This is a genomic window from Chryseobacterium polytrichastri, assembly GCF_900142445.1.
Lineage (GTDB): Bacteria > Bacteroidota > Bacteroidia > Flavobacteriales > Weeksellaceae > Chryseobacterium > Chryseobacterium polytrichastri.
Genome location: NZ_FRAV01000024.1, coordinates 41,363 through 57,146 on the forward strand (window position 1 = coordinate 41,363; position 15,784 = coordinate 57,146).

Annotated in this window: 16 protein-coding genes; 12 read left to right on the top strand and 4 right to left on the bottom strand. The window is 34.1% G+C overall.

Translation table 11 applies throughout. The annotated features are described in order from the left end of the window. The first annotated feature begins 39 nt into the window (after positions 1–39). The 4 genes from BUB80_RS14930 (at position 40) to BUB80_RS14945 (ending at position 5,236) form a co-directional block, all read left to right on the top strand. A complete protein-coding gene (locus tag BUB80_RS14930; protein ID WP_073294219.1) occupies positions 40–1,659 on the top strand; it encodes a BspA family leucine-rich repeat surface protein in 1,620 nt (539 codons plus the stop codon). Positions 1,660–1,826: 167 nt separating this feature from the next. Next, a complete protein-coding gene (gene yiaA / locus BUB80_RS14935; RefSeq protein ID WP_073294223.1) occupies positions 1,827–2,219 on the top strand; it encodes an inner membrane protein YiaA in 393 nt (130 codons plus the stop codon). A gap of 136 nt (positions 2,220–2,355) precedes the next feature. Further along, on the top strand, positions 2,356–3,684 hold the full coding sequence (locus BUB80_RS14940) for a BspA family leucine-rich repeat surface protein (RefSeq protein ID WP_073294226.1): 1,329 nt from the start codon (positions 2,356–2,358) through the stop codon (positions 3,682–3,684). Between the two features lie 25 nt (positions 3,685–3,709). After that, positions 3,710–5,236: a BspA family leucine-rich repeat surface protein gene (locus BUB80_RS14945; RefSeq protein ID WP_073294229.1), complete on the top strand. Its 1,527-nt coding sequence runs from the start codon at positions 3,710–3,712 to the stop codon at positions 5,234–5,236. 48 nt (positions 5,237–5,284) lie between these two features. Here the strand turns inward: BUB80_RS14945 and purE are convergent, their stop codons facing one another. After that, a complete protein-coding gene (gene purE, locus BUB80_RS14950) occupies positions 5,285–5,788 on the bottom strand; it encodes a 5-(carboxyamino)imidazole ribonucleotide mutase (RefSeq protein ID WP_073294231.1) in 504 nt (167 codons plus the stop codon). 72 nt (positions 5,789–5,860) lie between these two features. Continuing rightward, on the bottom strand, positions 5,861–6,745 hold the full coding sequence (locus BUB80_RS14955; RefSeq protein WP_083547177.1) for an AraC family transcriptional regulator: 885 nt from the start codon (positions 6,743–6,745) through the stop codon (positions 5,861–5,863). 32 nt (positions 6,746–6,777) lie between these two features. On the opposite strand from BUB80_RS14955, the gene BUB80_RS14960 reads away from it, so the two are divergent. From BUB80_RS14960 to BUB80_RS14985, 6 genes are all read left to right on the top strand, one after another. Beyond that, positions 6,778–7,788, top strand: coding sequence for a zinc-dependent alcohol dehydrogenase family protein (locus tag BUB80_RS14960; RefSeq protein ID WP_073294233.1), 1,011 nt, complete (start codon positions 6,778–6,780; stop codon positions 7,786–7,788). Between the two features lie 279 nt (positions 7,789–8,067). After that, a complete protein-coding gene (locus tag BUB80_RS14965) occupies positions 8,068–8,973 on the top strand; it encodes a DMT family transporter (protein ID WP_073294235.1) in 906 nt (301 codons plus the stop codon). Positions 8,974–9,064: 91 nt separating this feature from the next. Then, on the top strand, positions 9,065–9,628 hold the full coding sequence (locus BUB80_RS14970) for a hypothetical protein (RefSeq protein ID WP_073294237.1): 564 nt from the start codon (positions 9,065–9,067) through the stop codon (positions 9,626–9,628). A gap of 6 nt (positions 9,629–9,634) precedes the next feature. Next, the gene (locus BUB80_RS14975; protein ID WP_073294239.1) at positions 9,635–11,758 is read left to right on the top strand and encodes a cation:proton antiporter; all 2,124 of its coding nucleotides are present in this window, start codon (positions 9,635–9,637) and stop codon (positions 11,756–11,758) included. A gap of 16 nt (positions 11,759–11,774) precedes the next feature. Beyond that, positions 11,775–12,344: a hypothetical protein gene (locus BUB80_RS14980; RefSeq protein ID WP_073294241.1), complete on the top strand. Its 570-nt coding sequence runs from the start codon at positions 11,775–11,777 to the stop codon at positions 12,342–12,344. A gap of 2 nt (positions 12,345–12,346) precedes the next feature. After that, positions 12,347–12,682: a hypothetical protein gene (locus BUB80_RS14985; protein WP_073294243.1), complete on the top strand. Its 336-nt coding sequence runs from the start codon at positions 12,347–12,349 to the stop codon at positions 12,680–12,682. A 67-nt stretch (positions 12,683–12,749) separates the two neighbouring features. On the opposite strand, the gene BUB80_RS14990 is transcribed toward BUB80_RS14985, so the two are convergent. Together BUB80_RS14990 and BUB80_RS14995 are read right to left on the bottom strand one after the other, a co-directional pair. Then, a complete protein-coding gene (locus tag BUB80_RS14990; protein WP_073294245.1) occupies positions 12,750–13,859 on the bottom strand; it encodes a 5-(carboxyamino)imidazole ribonucleotide synthase in 1,110 nt (369 codons plus the stop codon). A 43-nt stretch (positions 13,860–13,902) separates the two neighbouring features. Next, positions 13,903–14,451, bottom strand: a complete 549-nt coding sequence (locus BUB80_RS14995; protein ID WP_073294247.1) for a DUF1543 domain-containing protein — start codon at positions 14,449–14,451, stop codon at positions 13,903–13,905. An 86-nt stretch (positions 14,452–14,537) separates the two neighbouring features. On the opposite strand from BUB80_RS14995, the gene BUB80_RS15000 reads away from it, so the two are divergent. Both BUB80_RS15000 and BUB80_RS15005 read left to right on the top strand, forming a co-directional pair. Further along, a complete protein-coding gene (locus BUB80_RS15000; protein ID WP_073294249.1) occupies positions 14,538–15,368 on the top strand; it encodes a sulfite exporter TauE/SafE family protein in 831 nt (276 codons plus the stop codon). Further along, positions 15,368–15,751 (top strand): DUF1634 domain-containing protein, encoded by a 384-nt coding sequence (locus BUB80_RS15005; protein ID WP_073294251.1) that lies wholly within the window; start codon positions 15,368–15,370, stop codon positions 15,749–15,751. Before BUB80_RS15000 ends, BUB80_RS15005 begins: the two co-directional genes overlap by 1 nt. Positions 15,752–15,784: the final 33 nt, after the last annotated feature.

A 15,784-nucleotide genomic window follows, 5' to 3' on the forward strand; every position in this document is an offset into this window, starting at 1 on the left:
AATATTATTTTTTATATATTTATTTCCCAAAATATTAGCATGTATAAAAAACTTTTACCATTTCTATTCTTAGTGGTGAGCTTCCACTTTGTTAAAGCTCAAAATGAATTTACAACCATCTGGAAAGTTGGTCCTCTAGGAGACCCTGCAGTACAGGCACCTTCTCAGGCAGCAAACAATCAAATATGGTTTCCAGGAATCGGACAGAACTTTACCATTGCATGGGAAGAGGTGGGGTATCCTCAACATAATGCTATATTAACCAACGTTACTTCCACCAAGCAAGTGCTCATTGATTTCGGAACTGCTTTAAATCCTGTGCCTAGTGAAATAAAATACCGTGTTAAAGTAAGTAATGGAAATGGTATTTTCCAGCAAATCCGTTTCGGGCAAAGCATAGTTTCTCCTATTACCCAAGATACTCCACTATTTTATAATTTGGGAAGTGCAGATAAACTTCTGGAAGTTGAACATTGGGGAACTATTCAATGGACGAGTATGTTCTGTGCCTTTGTAGGATGTAATTCTTTAAAAATTACGGCAACAGATATTCCTAATTTCTCAGGTACAACAGATTTGTCTTATATGTTTTATAACGCACCTAATCTTATTGTTTCACCTTCATTTTATACCTGGAATACATCTACGATCAAAAATTTTCAGGCTATGTTTGGTTACTCTTATCAACAAGTTATTAATGATACTTTCGACGCCCCACTTTACTGGGATACATCAGCTGGAGAAAACTTCAGCTATATGTTCTATGGAAGACAGGCATTCAATCAGAATATCAGCAACTGGAATATGATGAGTGCTATCAATTTAAAGCATATGTTTAACGGAACAACAGCATTTAATCAATCATTAAATAATTGGAATGTTAGCAACGTTACCAATATGAACCATATGTTTTATTATAGTGCTTATAATCAACCATTAAATAATTGGAATACATCAAGTGTAACTGATATGTCAAGTATGTTTTCTGTTAGTAAATTCAATCAGCCAATCAACAGCTGGAATATCTCTAACGTTACCACGATTCAAAGTATGTTTCACGATGCAGACTTCTTTAATCAAAGTCTAGCATCATGGAATACTGCGAATATTATAAATGCAAGCTATGCTTTTGCAGGAGCAGATTCCTTCAATCAAAATCTGGCCTCTTGGAATTTAAATTCACTTACCAATGCAACACACTCTATTGGAGCATCCGGAATTGACTGTATTAATTATAGTAATACTATTGAAGGCTGGGCTAACAACCCAAACACTCCTAACAATGTCCCGTTTATGGCTCTACCATTTGTAAAGTACTCTCCGGATGTTATTCCGCAAAGAAATATTCTTATCAGTAAAGGTTGGTTAATTATGGGAGATACTTTAGGGACATGCCAAATAATACGAGAAAATCTATCAACATCAGAAAATTCATTATCTCAAATATCCATTTACCCCAATCCAGCGCAGGATATAGTTTATGTTAAAAACCTATCTGATGCCAAAAATTTTATCATTACAGATCTAAGTGGTAGAATAATTACTAAAGATACTTTTCAAAATGATCATATAAATATAAGCAACCTCATCAAAGGAAGCTATATTCTTCAGATTATTGCTAAAGATAAAATTCATACTTTTAAATTTATAAAAAAATAAAATACTTACACTCTCCTTACTCAGGAGAGTTTTTTGTAATACAACAGGTTAGTTATCATGAATCAATTCTTATTCACAAATACTAATGTTTACAAAATTCCCGTATTTTCCCCCTATTTCAATAACAAAAAAAGCAATACATTTAAACCTTTAACAAAAACAGTAATATGAAAAAGCAAAACGTATCAAATGCGTTCATCGCAGCATCGTGGGTGGCATTGGGAGCAGGAATGATAGGATTTATCGTAGGTCTTGTGAGAGCCGAAATGCAACTCAACGAAAAAGGATATTATTTCACGATCCTACTCTATGGTCTGTTTGCAGTTGTTTCTTTGCAGAAAGCAGTTCGTGACAGATTAGAAAATATCAAGGTTACAGATATTTATTACGGCATCTGTTGGTTTGCAACGTTGTCCTCTATTATTTTATTAGCTATCGGATTATGGAATGCGACCATTCTTCCCAGCGAAAAAGGATTTTATGGTTTTGCCTTTTTATTAGCCCTTTTCGGAGCTATTGCCGTTCAGAAAAACACAAGAGACAACATGCTGCAGGAATAATACAGCGCTCTTGTTTTAGAGAATTCCTTATTAAATTTTTGATAAAATTTAAATTAAAACACATTTATAATAATAAATTCTTCAATATTTTGGAGAATTTATTATTTTTACGATAATTAATTCACAAATTATAGATATGTTTAAAAAACTTTTACCATTCATTTTATTTCTATTTATTTTTAATTCAACAAAAGCTCAGGACGAATTCATTACGATCTGGAAGCCAGGCGTAACACAACAAACCACTGTTCCGGGAAGAGGAACCAACTTCAAAGTATATTGGGAGGAAATCGGATATACTCAACATAATGCGACAATGAATAATGTAAGCTCAACCAGAGAGTTTACTATTAATTTCGGGACTTCATTGAACCCTAATCCCTCCAATGCAACTTATCGTGTAAAAATTAGTGATGGAGAAGGAGTATTTGATCAAATACGATCTTTCGATCCTACTCTTGTCCCATTTTATAATTGGTCAGATCGTCAAAAATTTTTAGAAATTACACAATGGGGAAACATAAAATGGAAAGGCTTTGAACAAGCATTCGTATTATGCAACAACCTAGACATTACAGCTTTGGATGCTCCTGACCTTAGCTTGGTAACCAACACTAATGAGATGTTTTATATTTGTAGTTCATTGGTTGGAAACCCCAGTTTTAATACTTGGAATACTTCCCATATAACCATTATGACCAATATGTTTGCTAATGCAGATAGCTTTAACCAACCCGTAGGAAACTGGGATGTTTCAAATGTTACGAATATGTATGGGTTATTTGATTATGCAACAAGCTTTAATCAACCCCTCAATAATTGGAATACCTCTAGTGTAACTTCCATGGAACATACATTTCATGGTGCTTTCTCATTTAATCAGGATCTAAGAAACTGGAATACTTCTAATGTCACCAATATGGAAGAAATGTTTCACAGTGCCACTGCTTTTAACCAAAACCTGGGATATTGGAATTTAAGTTCTTTAACCGAAGCGAAAGATATGTTTTTGGATTCCGGAATGAGCTGTCAAAACTATGATAATACCCTTTATGCATGGTCTATGAATGCAGCAACATCCAGTAATGTGAATCTTGGTAATGCATCGCCACTAAAATATTCACATCCTTTGGTTGTGAATGCAAGAAATCATTTAATTAGTAATAAAGGATGGACAATTACAGGCGATATTCACAACGAGGGATGTAACTCGGTACTTGCAACTTCTGAAACGTCAATTAAAAATGACATCACTATCTATCCCAACCCTGCAAACGATTTTATTTATGTTAAGAACTTAAAAGGAAACAGCACATATAAAATTTTTGATCTCAGCGGAAGAATCATACAACAAGATATTTTGAATGATGAAAAAATAAATGTAAGTAACCTAATGAGTGGAAATTATATTTTACAGATTATTTCTAAAGATAAAACACAAACTTTAAAATTCATTAAGAAATAGCCATACATATTATAAAACTTCAACCATGATAAAAAAACTATTAACCTTTCTATTACTTGTAATAATATGCCAAGCTACTAAAGCTCAAAATGAGTTCATCACCATCTGGAAACCAACAATAACAATTATTCCGGTAACTGTAAACGCCCCATACCAAACAAATAATAATCAAATATGGTTTCCGGGAATTGGCAATAATTATAAGATTGTTTGGGAAGAAGTAGGATATCCGCAACATACCGAAACAATGAATAACGTGACTGCTGTAAATCAGGTTTTGATTGATTTTGGAACGCCTTTAAATCCAAATCCGGCTGAAGCGACTTATCGAGTAAAGGTAAGCAATGGAAATGGACAATTCAAACAAATGAAGTTTAACTCACCCAATCAAATAGCTGGAAATATTATTGTAACATGGTTTACCCATGGAAGCGTTGATAAATTAGAAGTCATTGAGCAATGGGGTAATATCCAGTGGACATCTATGTACAGTGCATTTTCAAGTTGTTCTAAACTACAGCTTACAGCCACAGATTTACCAGACCTTTCTAATGTTCAAGATATGTCATATATGTTCCGCCTTGCCCGGAATCTTACCGGAAATGCATCAATAGGAGACTGGAACACTTCAGGAGTAAATAATATGAGAGGACTTTTTTCAGGAGCACAGGCTTTTAATCAGCCTCTTGATAAATGGGATACGGGTAATGTTACAGATATGTCTGCCATGTTTTCCCAAGCTTCGGTTTTTAATCATTCTATTAACAGCTGGAACACTTCAAATGTAACCAATATGTCTGATATGTTTGCCTTTGCACTGGTATTCAACCAACCTTTAAATAATTGGAACACCTCAAAAGTGACCAATATGGCAGCTATGTTTCATTTTATTACAAATTTTAACCAGCCGATTAACAATTGGGATACTTCCAAAGTAACTTCTATGTCTCATATGTTACATGGGTGTACAGCATTTAATCAACCTCTTGATCATTGGGACACAAGCAACCTTACAGATGCGAATATCATGCTCAATCTTGCAACAAGCTTTAACCAATCATTAGAAACATGGAATCTCCCTTCTTTAACTACTGCAATGTTAATGTTAACAGAATCAGGAATAGACTGTACCAATTACAGCCAAACTCTTAAAGGATGGGCAAATAATACCAACACTGCAGACAATATTAATCTAGGCCCTCTTGCTCCTTTTACCTATTCAATCGACGTTGCTAATGAAAGGAACATTCTTCTCTCAAAAGGATGGACCATCGGTGGTGATTTGATGGGAGAATGTAGGGTTTTGGGTTCACTAGAAACAAAGCTAAAAAATCAACCTTTTATTTATCCCAATCCGGCAACAGATTTTATTTATGTGAAAAATAGTAAAGATGTAAAAAGTTATATCATTTCAGATCTAAGCGGAAGAATTATTATGAAAGATTCTTTATCCAAAGATGATATCAATATACAAGCTTTAACATCTGGAAATTATATTCTCCAAATTATTGCTAAAGATAAAATTCACACTTTTAAATTCATCAAAAAATAGAAAAAGCCTCACAAAATGTGAGGCTTTTTAGTGAATGGTCAATTCACCTTATTTATCATATTGATTAGGATGCTGTGCTTTGATATCATCCACAGTTCCCAATACTTTATCTTTTAAAGCATCTTGGTATTTCTGAAGTTTTTCAGCCACGTGAACATCACTCGTTCCGAGAATTTTAGCGGCTAAAATTCCAGCATTTAAAGCACCATTCAACGCTACTGTTGCTACAGGAATTCCACCAGGCATTTGAAGGATTGACAATACAGAATCCCAACCGTCAATAGAATTACTCGACAAAATCGGAACGCCAATTACCGGTAAAATTGTACAGCTCGCTACCATTCCCGGAAGATGGGCAGCGCCTCCTGCTCCGGCAACAATTACTTTCAAACCTCTTTCCTTTGCTGTTTTGGCATAATCAAACATTCTCTCCGGTGTTCTGTGAGCCGAAACTACTGTAAGCTCATACGGAATATCTAACGTTTTTAAAAAATTTGCAGCTTGTTCCATGATCGGTAAGTCGCTCTGACTTCCCATAATAATTCCTACCATCTTCAATTTTTATTAGAGCTCAAAGATAAAGAATTAAAGTCTTTTTTAAAATGCTATATATAAAAACCTCAGCTATTCATTTCTAAATGCAGACGGTGAAACTCCTTTTAATTTCTTAAAAAACCTATTCAGGTGACTTTTATCGGTAAATCCGAATTCATTTGCTATTTCATTGATCCGCATATCACTATATTTCAGACGATTTTCAATGAGACCAATTTTATATTGAGTAATATATTCATGTAACGTTTTATCCGTCTGATTTTTAAAATATCTTCCTACATATGTTTTAGAAATTCCAAATATTATACTGATATTTTCGGCCGTTAATTTTTCAGGATCATAAATATTTCCATGAACATATTGAATGATATCCGCCGCTTTATTATCCGTCTTTTCATCAATCGAAATAATAGTTTCCTGCATCAGATTTCGGGCTACAATCGTAAGAATAGACTGCACCAATAGTTGAATCACTTCATTAGCATAAAAATTTTTATGATTCATCTCCATTAAAAGACTTTCCATAAGATTTTTAATTATCCTTTCTTCTCGCTCATCTTTTATAATGGTTCCTTGAAATGTATGGGTTGAAAAAGTCTGTTCAAGACGTTGCAAAAAAGTAGTTGTTATCTGATGAGAATGAAAAAACACTTTATTAAATCTAATGAAAAACAATTGCGTCTCCGTTTCAAACGTAAAAGAATGAGAATCTTCAGGAGCAAGTAAGAAAAGATTTCCTTGTCGGTAAGAAAATTGGTTTCCGTTGATATCTTGCGTCCCTTTTCCTGATACTATATAAACCAGTTCGAAAAAACTGACGCTATGCTCACCCCGTGGACAAACATTCATAGCCTCTTTTAAATCCAGTTCAAATGGCTGTTGTAAATAATCTTGTTTCATGACAATATTATACCCTTTTATGATGTAAAAATACAACATTTCAATATCATGCATTCCCCAACTTTGTAGAACAAAAAAAGATCATAATGAATTCAGTAATCAATACACAAAAAATGAAAGCACAAGTATTAGAACAATTTGGAAGCCCCTTAACGATAAAAGAAATCGACAAACCAGAACCTAAGGATCATGAAGTTTTGGTTAAAATAAAAGCAAGCGGACTCAATCCATTAGATATAAAAATAAAAAATGGACAAGCAGCACATGCTGAAGCTATTCTTCCGATGATATTAGGCTTAGATATGTCAGGAATCATTGAAAAAATAGGAAAAGAAGTTCATAACTTCAAAGTAGGTGATGAAGTATTTGGTTTGGTAGGAGGTGTTGCGGATATTCAAGGAACATTAGCAGAATACATTGCGGTAGATGCCGATTTGCTAGCCTTAAAACCAAAAAACATCTCATTTAGAGAAGCTGCTGCAGCACCTCTGGTATTTATTACTGCATGGGAAGCTGTTGTAGATCAAATCAACATAAAAAAGGACCAAACTATTTTAATTCACGGTGGTAATGGTGGTGTGGGACATGTAGCCATCCAAATTGCCAACGCAAAAGAAGCAAAAGTATATACAACGATTTCGTCACCTCCATCAGAATTTATTAAAAAACACAATGTTATAGCAATTGATTATAACAAGTCATCTGTAGAAGAATATGTAACAAAATATACAGACGGAGAAGGATTTGATGCAGTTCTTGATACCGTGGGCGGAACTGTTTTAGAAAATTCTTTTAAAGCTGTAAAAAGATATTCAGGGCATGTTGCCAGCATTTTAGGTTGGGGTATGCATAGCCTCGCTCCATTGTCTTTTCGGAATGCTACGTATTCGGGAGTCTTTGCTTTATATCCATTATTGTCAGGTAAAAGCAGAAAACATTTCGGAGAAATATTGTCTCAAGCCGCACAACTTTTTGAGGAAGGAAAACTTAAAATAGAACTTCATGATGAACATTACAACCTAATGCAGGCAAACGAAGCTTATGAAGTTTTGGAAAATAAAAAATCAACAGGAAAAATGGTGATTGATATAGATTAATTAATTCTGTGTTAAATGAATCACAAACGATTTAAACTTTTATTCTCACAGATTTCGCAAATCTTGCTAATAATGATACCTAAAAAATCTGCGCAATCCGCAAAATCTGCGAGAGGTAAAAAACAAGATTCAAAGAGTCAACATCCAATTTTAAAAGCTTAAAACAAATCCATTATGTAAAAATCAATCTTAACATTCTGTTCCCTTTAAAATTGGTCAAACTGTACCCATTTTCTTCATTTCAAAAAAGATATATTTGCTTACCACTTTTATTCTATTTTGAAAGATTACAAACTCATTTTTGCTGTCATTACCGTAGCTCTCGTGTGGGGCACGACCTTTTTGGCAATTCGTGTTGCAGTAGAAACTATTCCGGCATGGTTTGTAGCAGGAATTCGTCAGTTTTTAGCATCAATGATTATGTTAATAGTGTTGCTTTCAAGAAAAGAATTTAAATGGATTGGCTGGAAAAACCTGGGATATCAACTTGTCTTCTCTACACTAATGTTGATCGTGGCTAACGGAATGACAACCGTTGCTGAAGAAACAGTATCAAGCAGTTTAGCTTCACTCATCAGCGCATCCTCTCCTATTCTTGTTTTTTTAGGAAGCGTAGCAATTGGATTACAAAAATTCAGCTTCAGAGCTTTTCTGGGCGTTTTGATGTGCTTCAGCGGAATTCTTTTCATCTTCTGGGACGGAATTCAAGACCTTGCCAATCCTGAATATAGAATGGGTATTCTTTTCCTTTTCTGTGCTATTTCCGGATGGGCTTCAGGCACAATCTTCACTAAAAAATTAAATATTCAAAGCGGTAATATTTCCTTAAACTTATTCTACCAGTTTCTGTTTGCAGGAATTGTTCAGATCATCTTTGCCTTTATTTTTTCAGAACATTATAATTTCGAAAACTGGACTTTAAAAAGTATTTCGGCAATGTTATACCTATCTGTTTTTGGCTCTGTGGCAGCATTTTTTGCTTTTCATTATGCATTAACTAAAATATCACCCGTACAAGTTTCCATATTGGCTTACATTAATACCATTATTGCCATATTTTTAGGTTGGTTGATCATGAATGAAAATATTACTGTAAAATTTATCCTGGCAGCTGTTTTAATTATTCTCGGAGTATTTATTATTAATTATAAACCAGAGATGTTTAAAAAGCAGAGAGTTGAATAACTTTTACCTATTATCCCCTTCTCTCTAATCATTTTTCTAATTTTTCCATTCCTCTTTTTTTTCCTATATTGTTTACACCAATATATCCCACATGTTAAAAAACACATTATTTATACTTCTTGCCATTTCTTTCTTTTTGGTAAGTTGTAATGATAAAGAAAAAGAAAAAAATCTCATTTCAAGAGAAGAACAATTGCTTCAAAAAGAAAAACTCTTTGCTCAAAAAGAATCAGAATATCAGGCATTATTAAAAATGAGAGACAGTCTTTTTTCAAAAAAAGATTCTGTGAAAATTGTAAGGTGGCCAGCAGAAATTTCCGGTGACTGGACCGGAAAAGTAATTTGCACAGAATCCAACTGCAGCGATTATGTGGTGGGAGATCAGCGAATAGATACTTGGGAGTTTGATAATGATTCTACACAATTGGTCACAAAGATCATCAACAATAATAATCTCGTAAGATTGTACGCAGGTAAATTTGATCATAACGAAATCAAGCTTAATTTCAAAACAGATTCTACCTCCAAAAAGAAAGTAGAAATGAATGTTTTACTTAATGATATTTCTGATAATAAAATCAGAGGTACAAGAACCGTTATGGTAGATAACTGTATGGCTAAGTTTTCTGTCGAGTTACTACGTTCCACAAAATAAACACCTATGATTTTACTGAATATACATAACCTGAGCCTTCCCATAGAAGATCCAGTATTAAAGTTCCTGCTCGTCCTTATCATTATTCTTGCAGCTCCTCTTTTGCTGAATAAAATAAAAGTTCCTCACTTATTAGGGCTTATTATAGCGGGTGCAGTGATTGGGCCAAACGGTTTCAATGTTTTATCAAGAGACAGCAGTATTGTGGTAACCGGAACTACTGGTTTACTATACATTATGTTTCTTGCCGGACTTGAAATTGACATGGGAGATTTTAAGAAAAACAAGTGGAAAAGCCTCACCTTCGGAATCTATACGTTTGTAGTTCCTTTTATTTTAGGTTTTTTGGGGGGATATTATATTTTACACTTTAATATTCTTACCTCTGTATTATTTGCCAGTTTGTTTTCTTCCCATACCCTGATTGCCTATCCTTTGGTCAGCAAATTGGGAATTGCAAAAAATCTGGCCGTCAACATTACCGTTGGTGGAACAATGATTACCGATGTACTGGCCCTTTTGGTTCTTGCTGTTGTCGTAGGAATGTCTCAAGGAGATGTGGGTACCGCATTTTGGGTGAAACTATCGGTTTCATTTATTGTTTTTGCTCTTATTGTTTTGTTGATATTTCCGATTATCGGACGTTGGTTTTTCAAAAAAGTAGATGATAAAATCTCACAATATATCTTTGTATTGGTCATGATTTATCTTGCAGCAATGTTGGCAGAATTAGCAGGTGTAGAAGCTATTATCGGAGCATTCTTTGCAGGATTGGCATTGAACAGACTTATTCCGCACACTTCATCCTTAATGAACAGAGTTGAATTTGTCGGGAATGCAATCTTTATTCCTTTCTTTTTGATTAGTGTAGGAATGTTGATTGATTTTAAAGTTTTCTTTAAAAGTTCAGAGACCCTTCAGGTAGCTGCCATTATGCTTATTGCATCTATTGGAGGTAAGTACCTTGCGGCTATTGCCACTAAAAAAACATTTCGCCTTTCCAAAGACGAAGGAAAACTTATTTTCGGATTGAGTTCCGCTTCTGCAGCGGCAACGTTAGCTTCCGTAATGGTGGGATATAACATCATTATTTCTGAAACTGAAACCGGAGAACCTATAAGATTACTAAACGAACATGTATTGAATGGAAGTATTTTACTGATCTTGATTTCATGTACTATTTCCTCATTTATTTCTATGGCGAGTGCTCAAAAAATTGCCGAAAGCGATAATGAAGATACCGTTTCAGGAACCAATCATGAGGAAGAAAATATTCTGTTGGCCATTAATCATGAAAATACAGTAGAAAGAATGGTTAATCTTGGGATTCTGATAAAAGCACATTCCAATACGGAAGATCTATATGCTCTAAATGTTATTAATGAAGATAAAAATGAATCTTCTGTAAAAAATGCCGAAAAATTATTACACCAAGCCACTGATATTGCTGCTTCCGCAGATGTAAAATTACAGCCGTTGAAAAGATATGACAATGACGTTATCAACGGTGTACATCACGTAATGAAAGAGCAGAACATCACAGATCTTATCATTGGGTTGGAAGATGAAAAAGGCTTCTCTCCTTCTTTTGTCTATAATCTTTACAACGGCTATCTACAAAATGATGATGTGAATGTGTTGGTATATCATGCTGCACAACCTCTTTCAACCATTAAAAAATATGCGGTAATGATTCCTGAAAAAGCGCATAAGGAAGCTGGATTTTTCCATGCTCTTCTAAGAGTTTGGAATATTGCCAGAAATTCTGGTGCAACTGTAGTTTTCTATGCTTCAGAGGAGATTTTAGGCATCCTACAGAAAATAATTAAAAAAGCCAATATAGAAGCCGAATTCATCATTATGAACAGCTGGAGAGATGGAGAAAAAACCGCCGCTCAGTTAAAAGAAGATGAAGCCCTGATTGTTTTTATGGCCAAAAGAGGAATGCAATCTTACCTTCCACGAATGAGGATGATTCCTGAACTTCTGAATAAATATCTGCACAATAACAATTATCTTCTTATTTTTCCGTTTTCAGAATTTGATAAAAATAATCCCGAAATAAGATCTGTTGGAAATCATGGAGATTTTATAGAAATTGGAAATATTATTCAGAAGATTTTTAAGTAAGAAATTATACTATTATATGTATCTTAAATTTATAACCCTGTTTGTATTATTTTTCCTATTCTGTAGTTGTAAAAAAGAAAATATTTCTGAATCACCTTCGAAAGAAGCCATTCCACTAGAAATAAAATATGGTAAAGTCTTCTTTGATTATGACCAAATAGATTATTACTCCACTAATTTAGAGGAAGGTAAAATTGAAGAGTTAGATAAAAATCAGAATAAATCAAAAGTAGATAAATACAAATACACTGTTACGATTGATGAAACTCCTGAAACGATTACAGACCTTGCTTTCTTAAAGTATATGGAAAAAATAGGTTTTGTAAAAAAGAAAATAGACTCATCTAAATTTCCTGAAATAAACAAAATATTTATTGAGAAAACAGCAAGTGATGGCTACGCTGCAGCTTGTGTACCTGTTTTCAGAGATATTTTGATATTTAAGAAGCTAGGAAAAGTCATTGGAATTGCAAAAATATGTTTTGGCTGCCATCAATACAGAATTATTGGAACTGATGCAGATACAGAAAACTTTGGGACAAATAATGATTATGAAAAACTTAAATATATTTTAAACTCAATATAGCAATGAAAAAGACCATATTAATCATAACTTCCATACTTCTTGTTATCGTAATTGCCTTTACAATGTATTGGAATTTACCGATTGAGATCACACGAAAATCTGATATACAGTTTGGAAATCAACTGATAAAAAATATTGAAACCTACCAAACCATCAACAAAAAATTTCCTGAAAATCAAGATTGGAAAACACTTGAAAAACTAGGTTTCCAAAAAGAAGGACTAGAAACAAAGCCTTATTATTCAACAAATCATCAAGACTCTTATGAATTAATATACAAGGATGAATTTGAAGGTCCATATTTACTGTGGAATTCCCAAGAAAAAAATGGACGATAGATTATCCGAAAATTCATGAATAAAAAAAGACTGCCGAAGCAGTCTTTTTCATTTATCATTAAGTGAGTTAAGCAATCACTCTCACCATTTCTTTCACCTTCACCAATTTCTCCATCAACTCTTCTTTTGAATCTGCCAATACATTGATGTGACCCATTTTTCTTCCGGGTTTGGTTTCAGTTTTTCCGTAAAGGTGAACGTAGGTTTTGGGCATTTTCAGCACATCATCCATTCCTTCATAAATCACATTTCCTTCGAATCCTTCTGCACCAACTAAATTTAACATTCCACTGAAAGTTAGAAAATCTGTATCAGCCAGAGGTAAATTCTTCACCACACGATACATTTGTTCAAACTGTGAATTGGCATTTCCTTCCTGACTTTGGTGTCCTGAGTTATGTAATCTTGGAGCTGTTTCGTTGACCCAAATTTTTCCTTCCTGATCTAAAAATAATTCGATCGCAAAAAGTCCCGGAGAATTGACTACCTCTAAAAATTTCTCGGTAATAGAATCTATTTGCTTCTGAATATCTTCACTTAAAAAAACCGGACAAATGTTGAAATCTAATAAATTTAGTTTTGGATCAGCTACCATTTCTGTTACAGGAAAAGTCTTAGTTTCTCCGTTTTCATTTCTTGCAACAATTACAGAAAGTTCTTTATCAATATCAACCAAACTTTCAATCACAGAAGCTTCCTGCCAAAGATTTTGAAGATCAATTTCATTTTTAATGAGCTGAACTCCTTTTCCGTCGTATCCACCCGTATTCATTTTTTGAACAAAAGGTAAGGGCATTGTAATTTCTTCATCTCTATTCCAAACCACCTGAAATTCAGGACTTGGAATATTATGTGTTTTATAAAACTCCTTTTGAAGGATTTTTTGTTGAATGGTTTTAATAATTTTAGAATTCGGAACTACTTTTACGCCCTGATTTTCAAGTTCAGCCAAAGCATCAGCATTTACATGCTCAATTTCAATCGTTACAACATCTTTATCTTTACCAAAATTCAAAACTGTTTCATAGTCATTGAAATTCCCTTGCGTAAAGTATGAGATATTGTGACAAGGAGCATCAGAAGCAGGATCTAATGTATAAAACTGATCATCATATTTCAATGCGCTTTGTATCAACATTCTTCCAAGCTGTCCTCCTCCTAAAATTCCTATTTTCATTCTTTCTTTTTATTTTTCTATTAGATTTATTGTAAAGCTATTATTAAACTTTATCGATTTTCAGGTATCCTAATCCTATTTCATTTTCCTGATTTTCAGCATTAGATTTAGTTAAAACAATCGAGTATTTTTCTTTCATTTTTTCAGGAAGAATATCATTTACATTAAAAATGTCATCAATGTCTACTCCATGTTTATCATCTACATGACTTACTGCGCCCTCAAAACCCATTGTTTTATAAAACTCTGTATCTTTTGCTCTTTTGATGATCTCTCCCATTGATTTCCCAACCATAAGGTGTTGTTCGTGAAACTCTTCAAAGTGTCCTCTCTTATATCCTCCTAAATTCAGGAAATACAATTGATCTTCAGAAGTTGCCTCTGTTTTTTCAACAATATTCACTTCATATCCGTCTGCAAACTGTACTTTTTGATGACAATCTAGGTGAATTTTACCGTCTGCTTCTTTCCAAAAATCTTTCATATCCGGCACAAGATCTTTCAGGCTTTCAGCAATCCCGAAAAACACATCATGCTGTTCAATATTTCTGCCTTTAGGCGTTGCTCCCAGAATAACATAAAATAAATTCATTTTTCTTTCTTGTTTTTGCAAAATTACATTAAAATAATCTTTTTTAAAAGTTTGTCAGACAACGCCAATAGTTTTATATTTGTACCATGTCAGAAATCATCATTCTCTTTCTTGGAGCCATCTCAGCAGGCCTTTTGGGTTCGCTTACAGGGCTAGGAGGAGGAGTCATCATCATCCCTTTATTAACGCTGGGTTTCGGCGTTCCTATGCATTATGCAATTGGCGCTTCATTAATTTCTGTGATCGGTACCTCTTCCGGTGCAGCGGTTGCTTTCGTTAAAGAAGGCTTTACCAATATGAGGATCGGAATGTTTTTAGAGATCGGAACCACCGCCGGAGCTATCATTGGAGCTTTGGTTTCCGGGATGCTGAATCCTAATACACTGGGAATTATATTTGCAAGTATTCTTCTTTTAACAGTTGTTTTAAATCTTAAAGGAAAACCTGATCATCAGGAACCTCTGATAAAAGGCAGCTTGGAAGAAAAACTAAAATTATACGGAACATTTCCTGATAAAGGCGTGTTAAAAAGCTATTCTGCAAGAAATACAATTCCAGGATTTTTCATGATGATGTTTGCAGGAGCAATGTCCGGATTGTTAGGAATTGGTTCTGGTGCCTTGAAAGTTTTGGCAATGGATAACATGATGAGACTGCCATTTAAAGTTTCTACCACAACCAGTAATTTTATGATCGGGGTAACGGCAGTTGCGAGTGCCATGATCTATTTCCAGAGAGGTGAAATTATTCCTGTAATTGCAGCTCCTGTTTTGGTAGGTGTAGTTGTTGGAAGTTTCATTGGTTCAAAAACGTTAATGGTTTCTAAGACAAAAAAACTGAAAGCATTCTTCGCTATTGTGATCACAATTTTGTCTATTTACATGATGTATAACGGTATCAAACAAAGCTTCAGATAATGAAAAAGAATTTCACAGATGTAGATCTAAACCGTTCCGTTGGAAATCTTTTGAGACTGGGTGTTCTTTTATCGGTAGCAACCTCTATCATTGGTTTTGTTAAACTTTTCTTCGAAGGTTTTGAAATGCCTAAAAAATATACCAGCCTGGATGTAGGATCTTCATCCGAAAAGGTTTGGAGCCACTTTTGGCATTCATTGGGTGCAGGGGAAGGAATGGCCATTATTCAATTGGGAATTCTTATCCTGATCATTACTCCTTTAATGAGAATTGTGTTTGCATTGGTAGGCTATCTTAAAGAAAAAGACTACGTTTATGTAGTCATTTCTTCGATTGTTTTAGCAATTATGGCCATCAGCTTCTTTACGGGATACGCTCACTAATTAACTATTTAGATTTCAGATATTAAACATCAA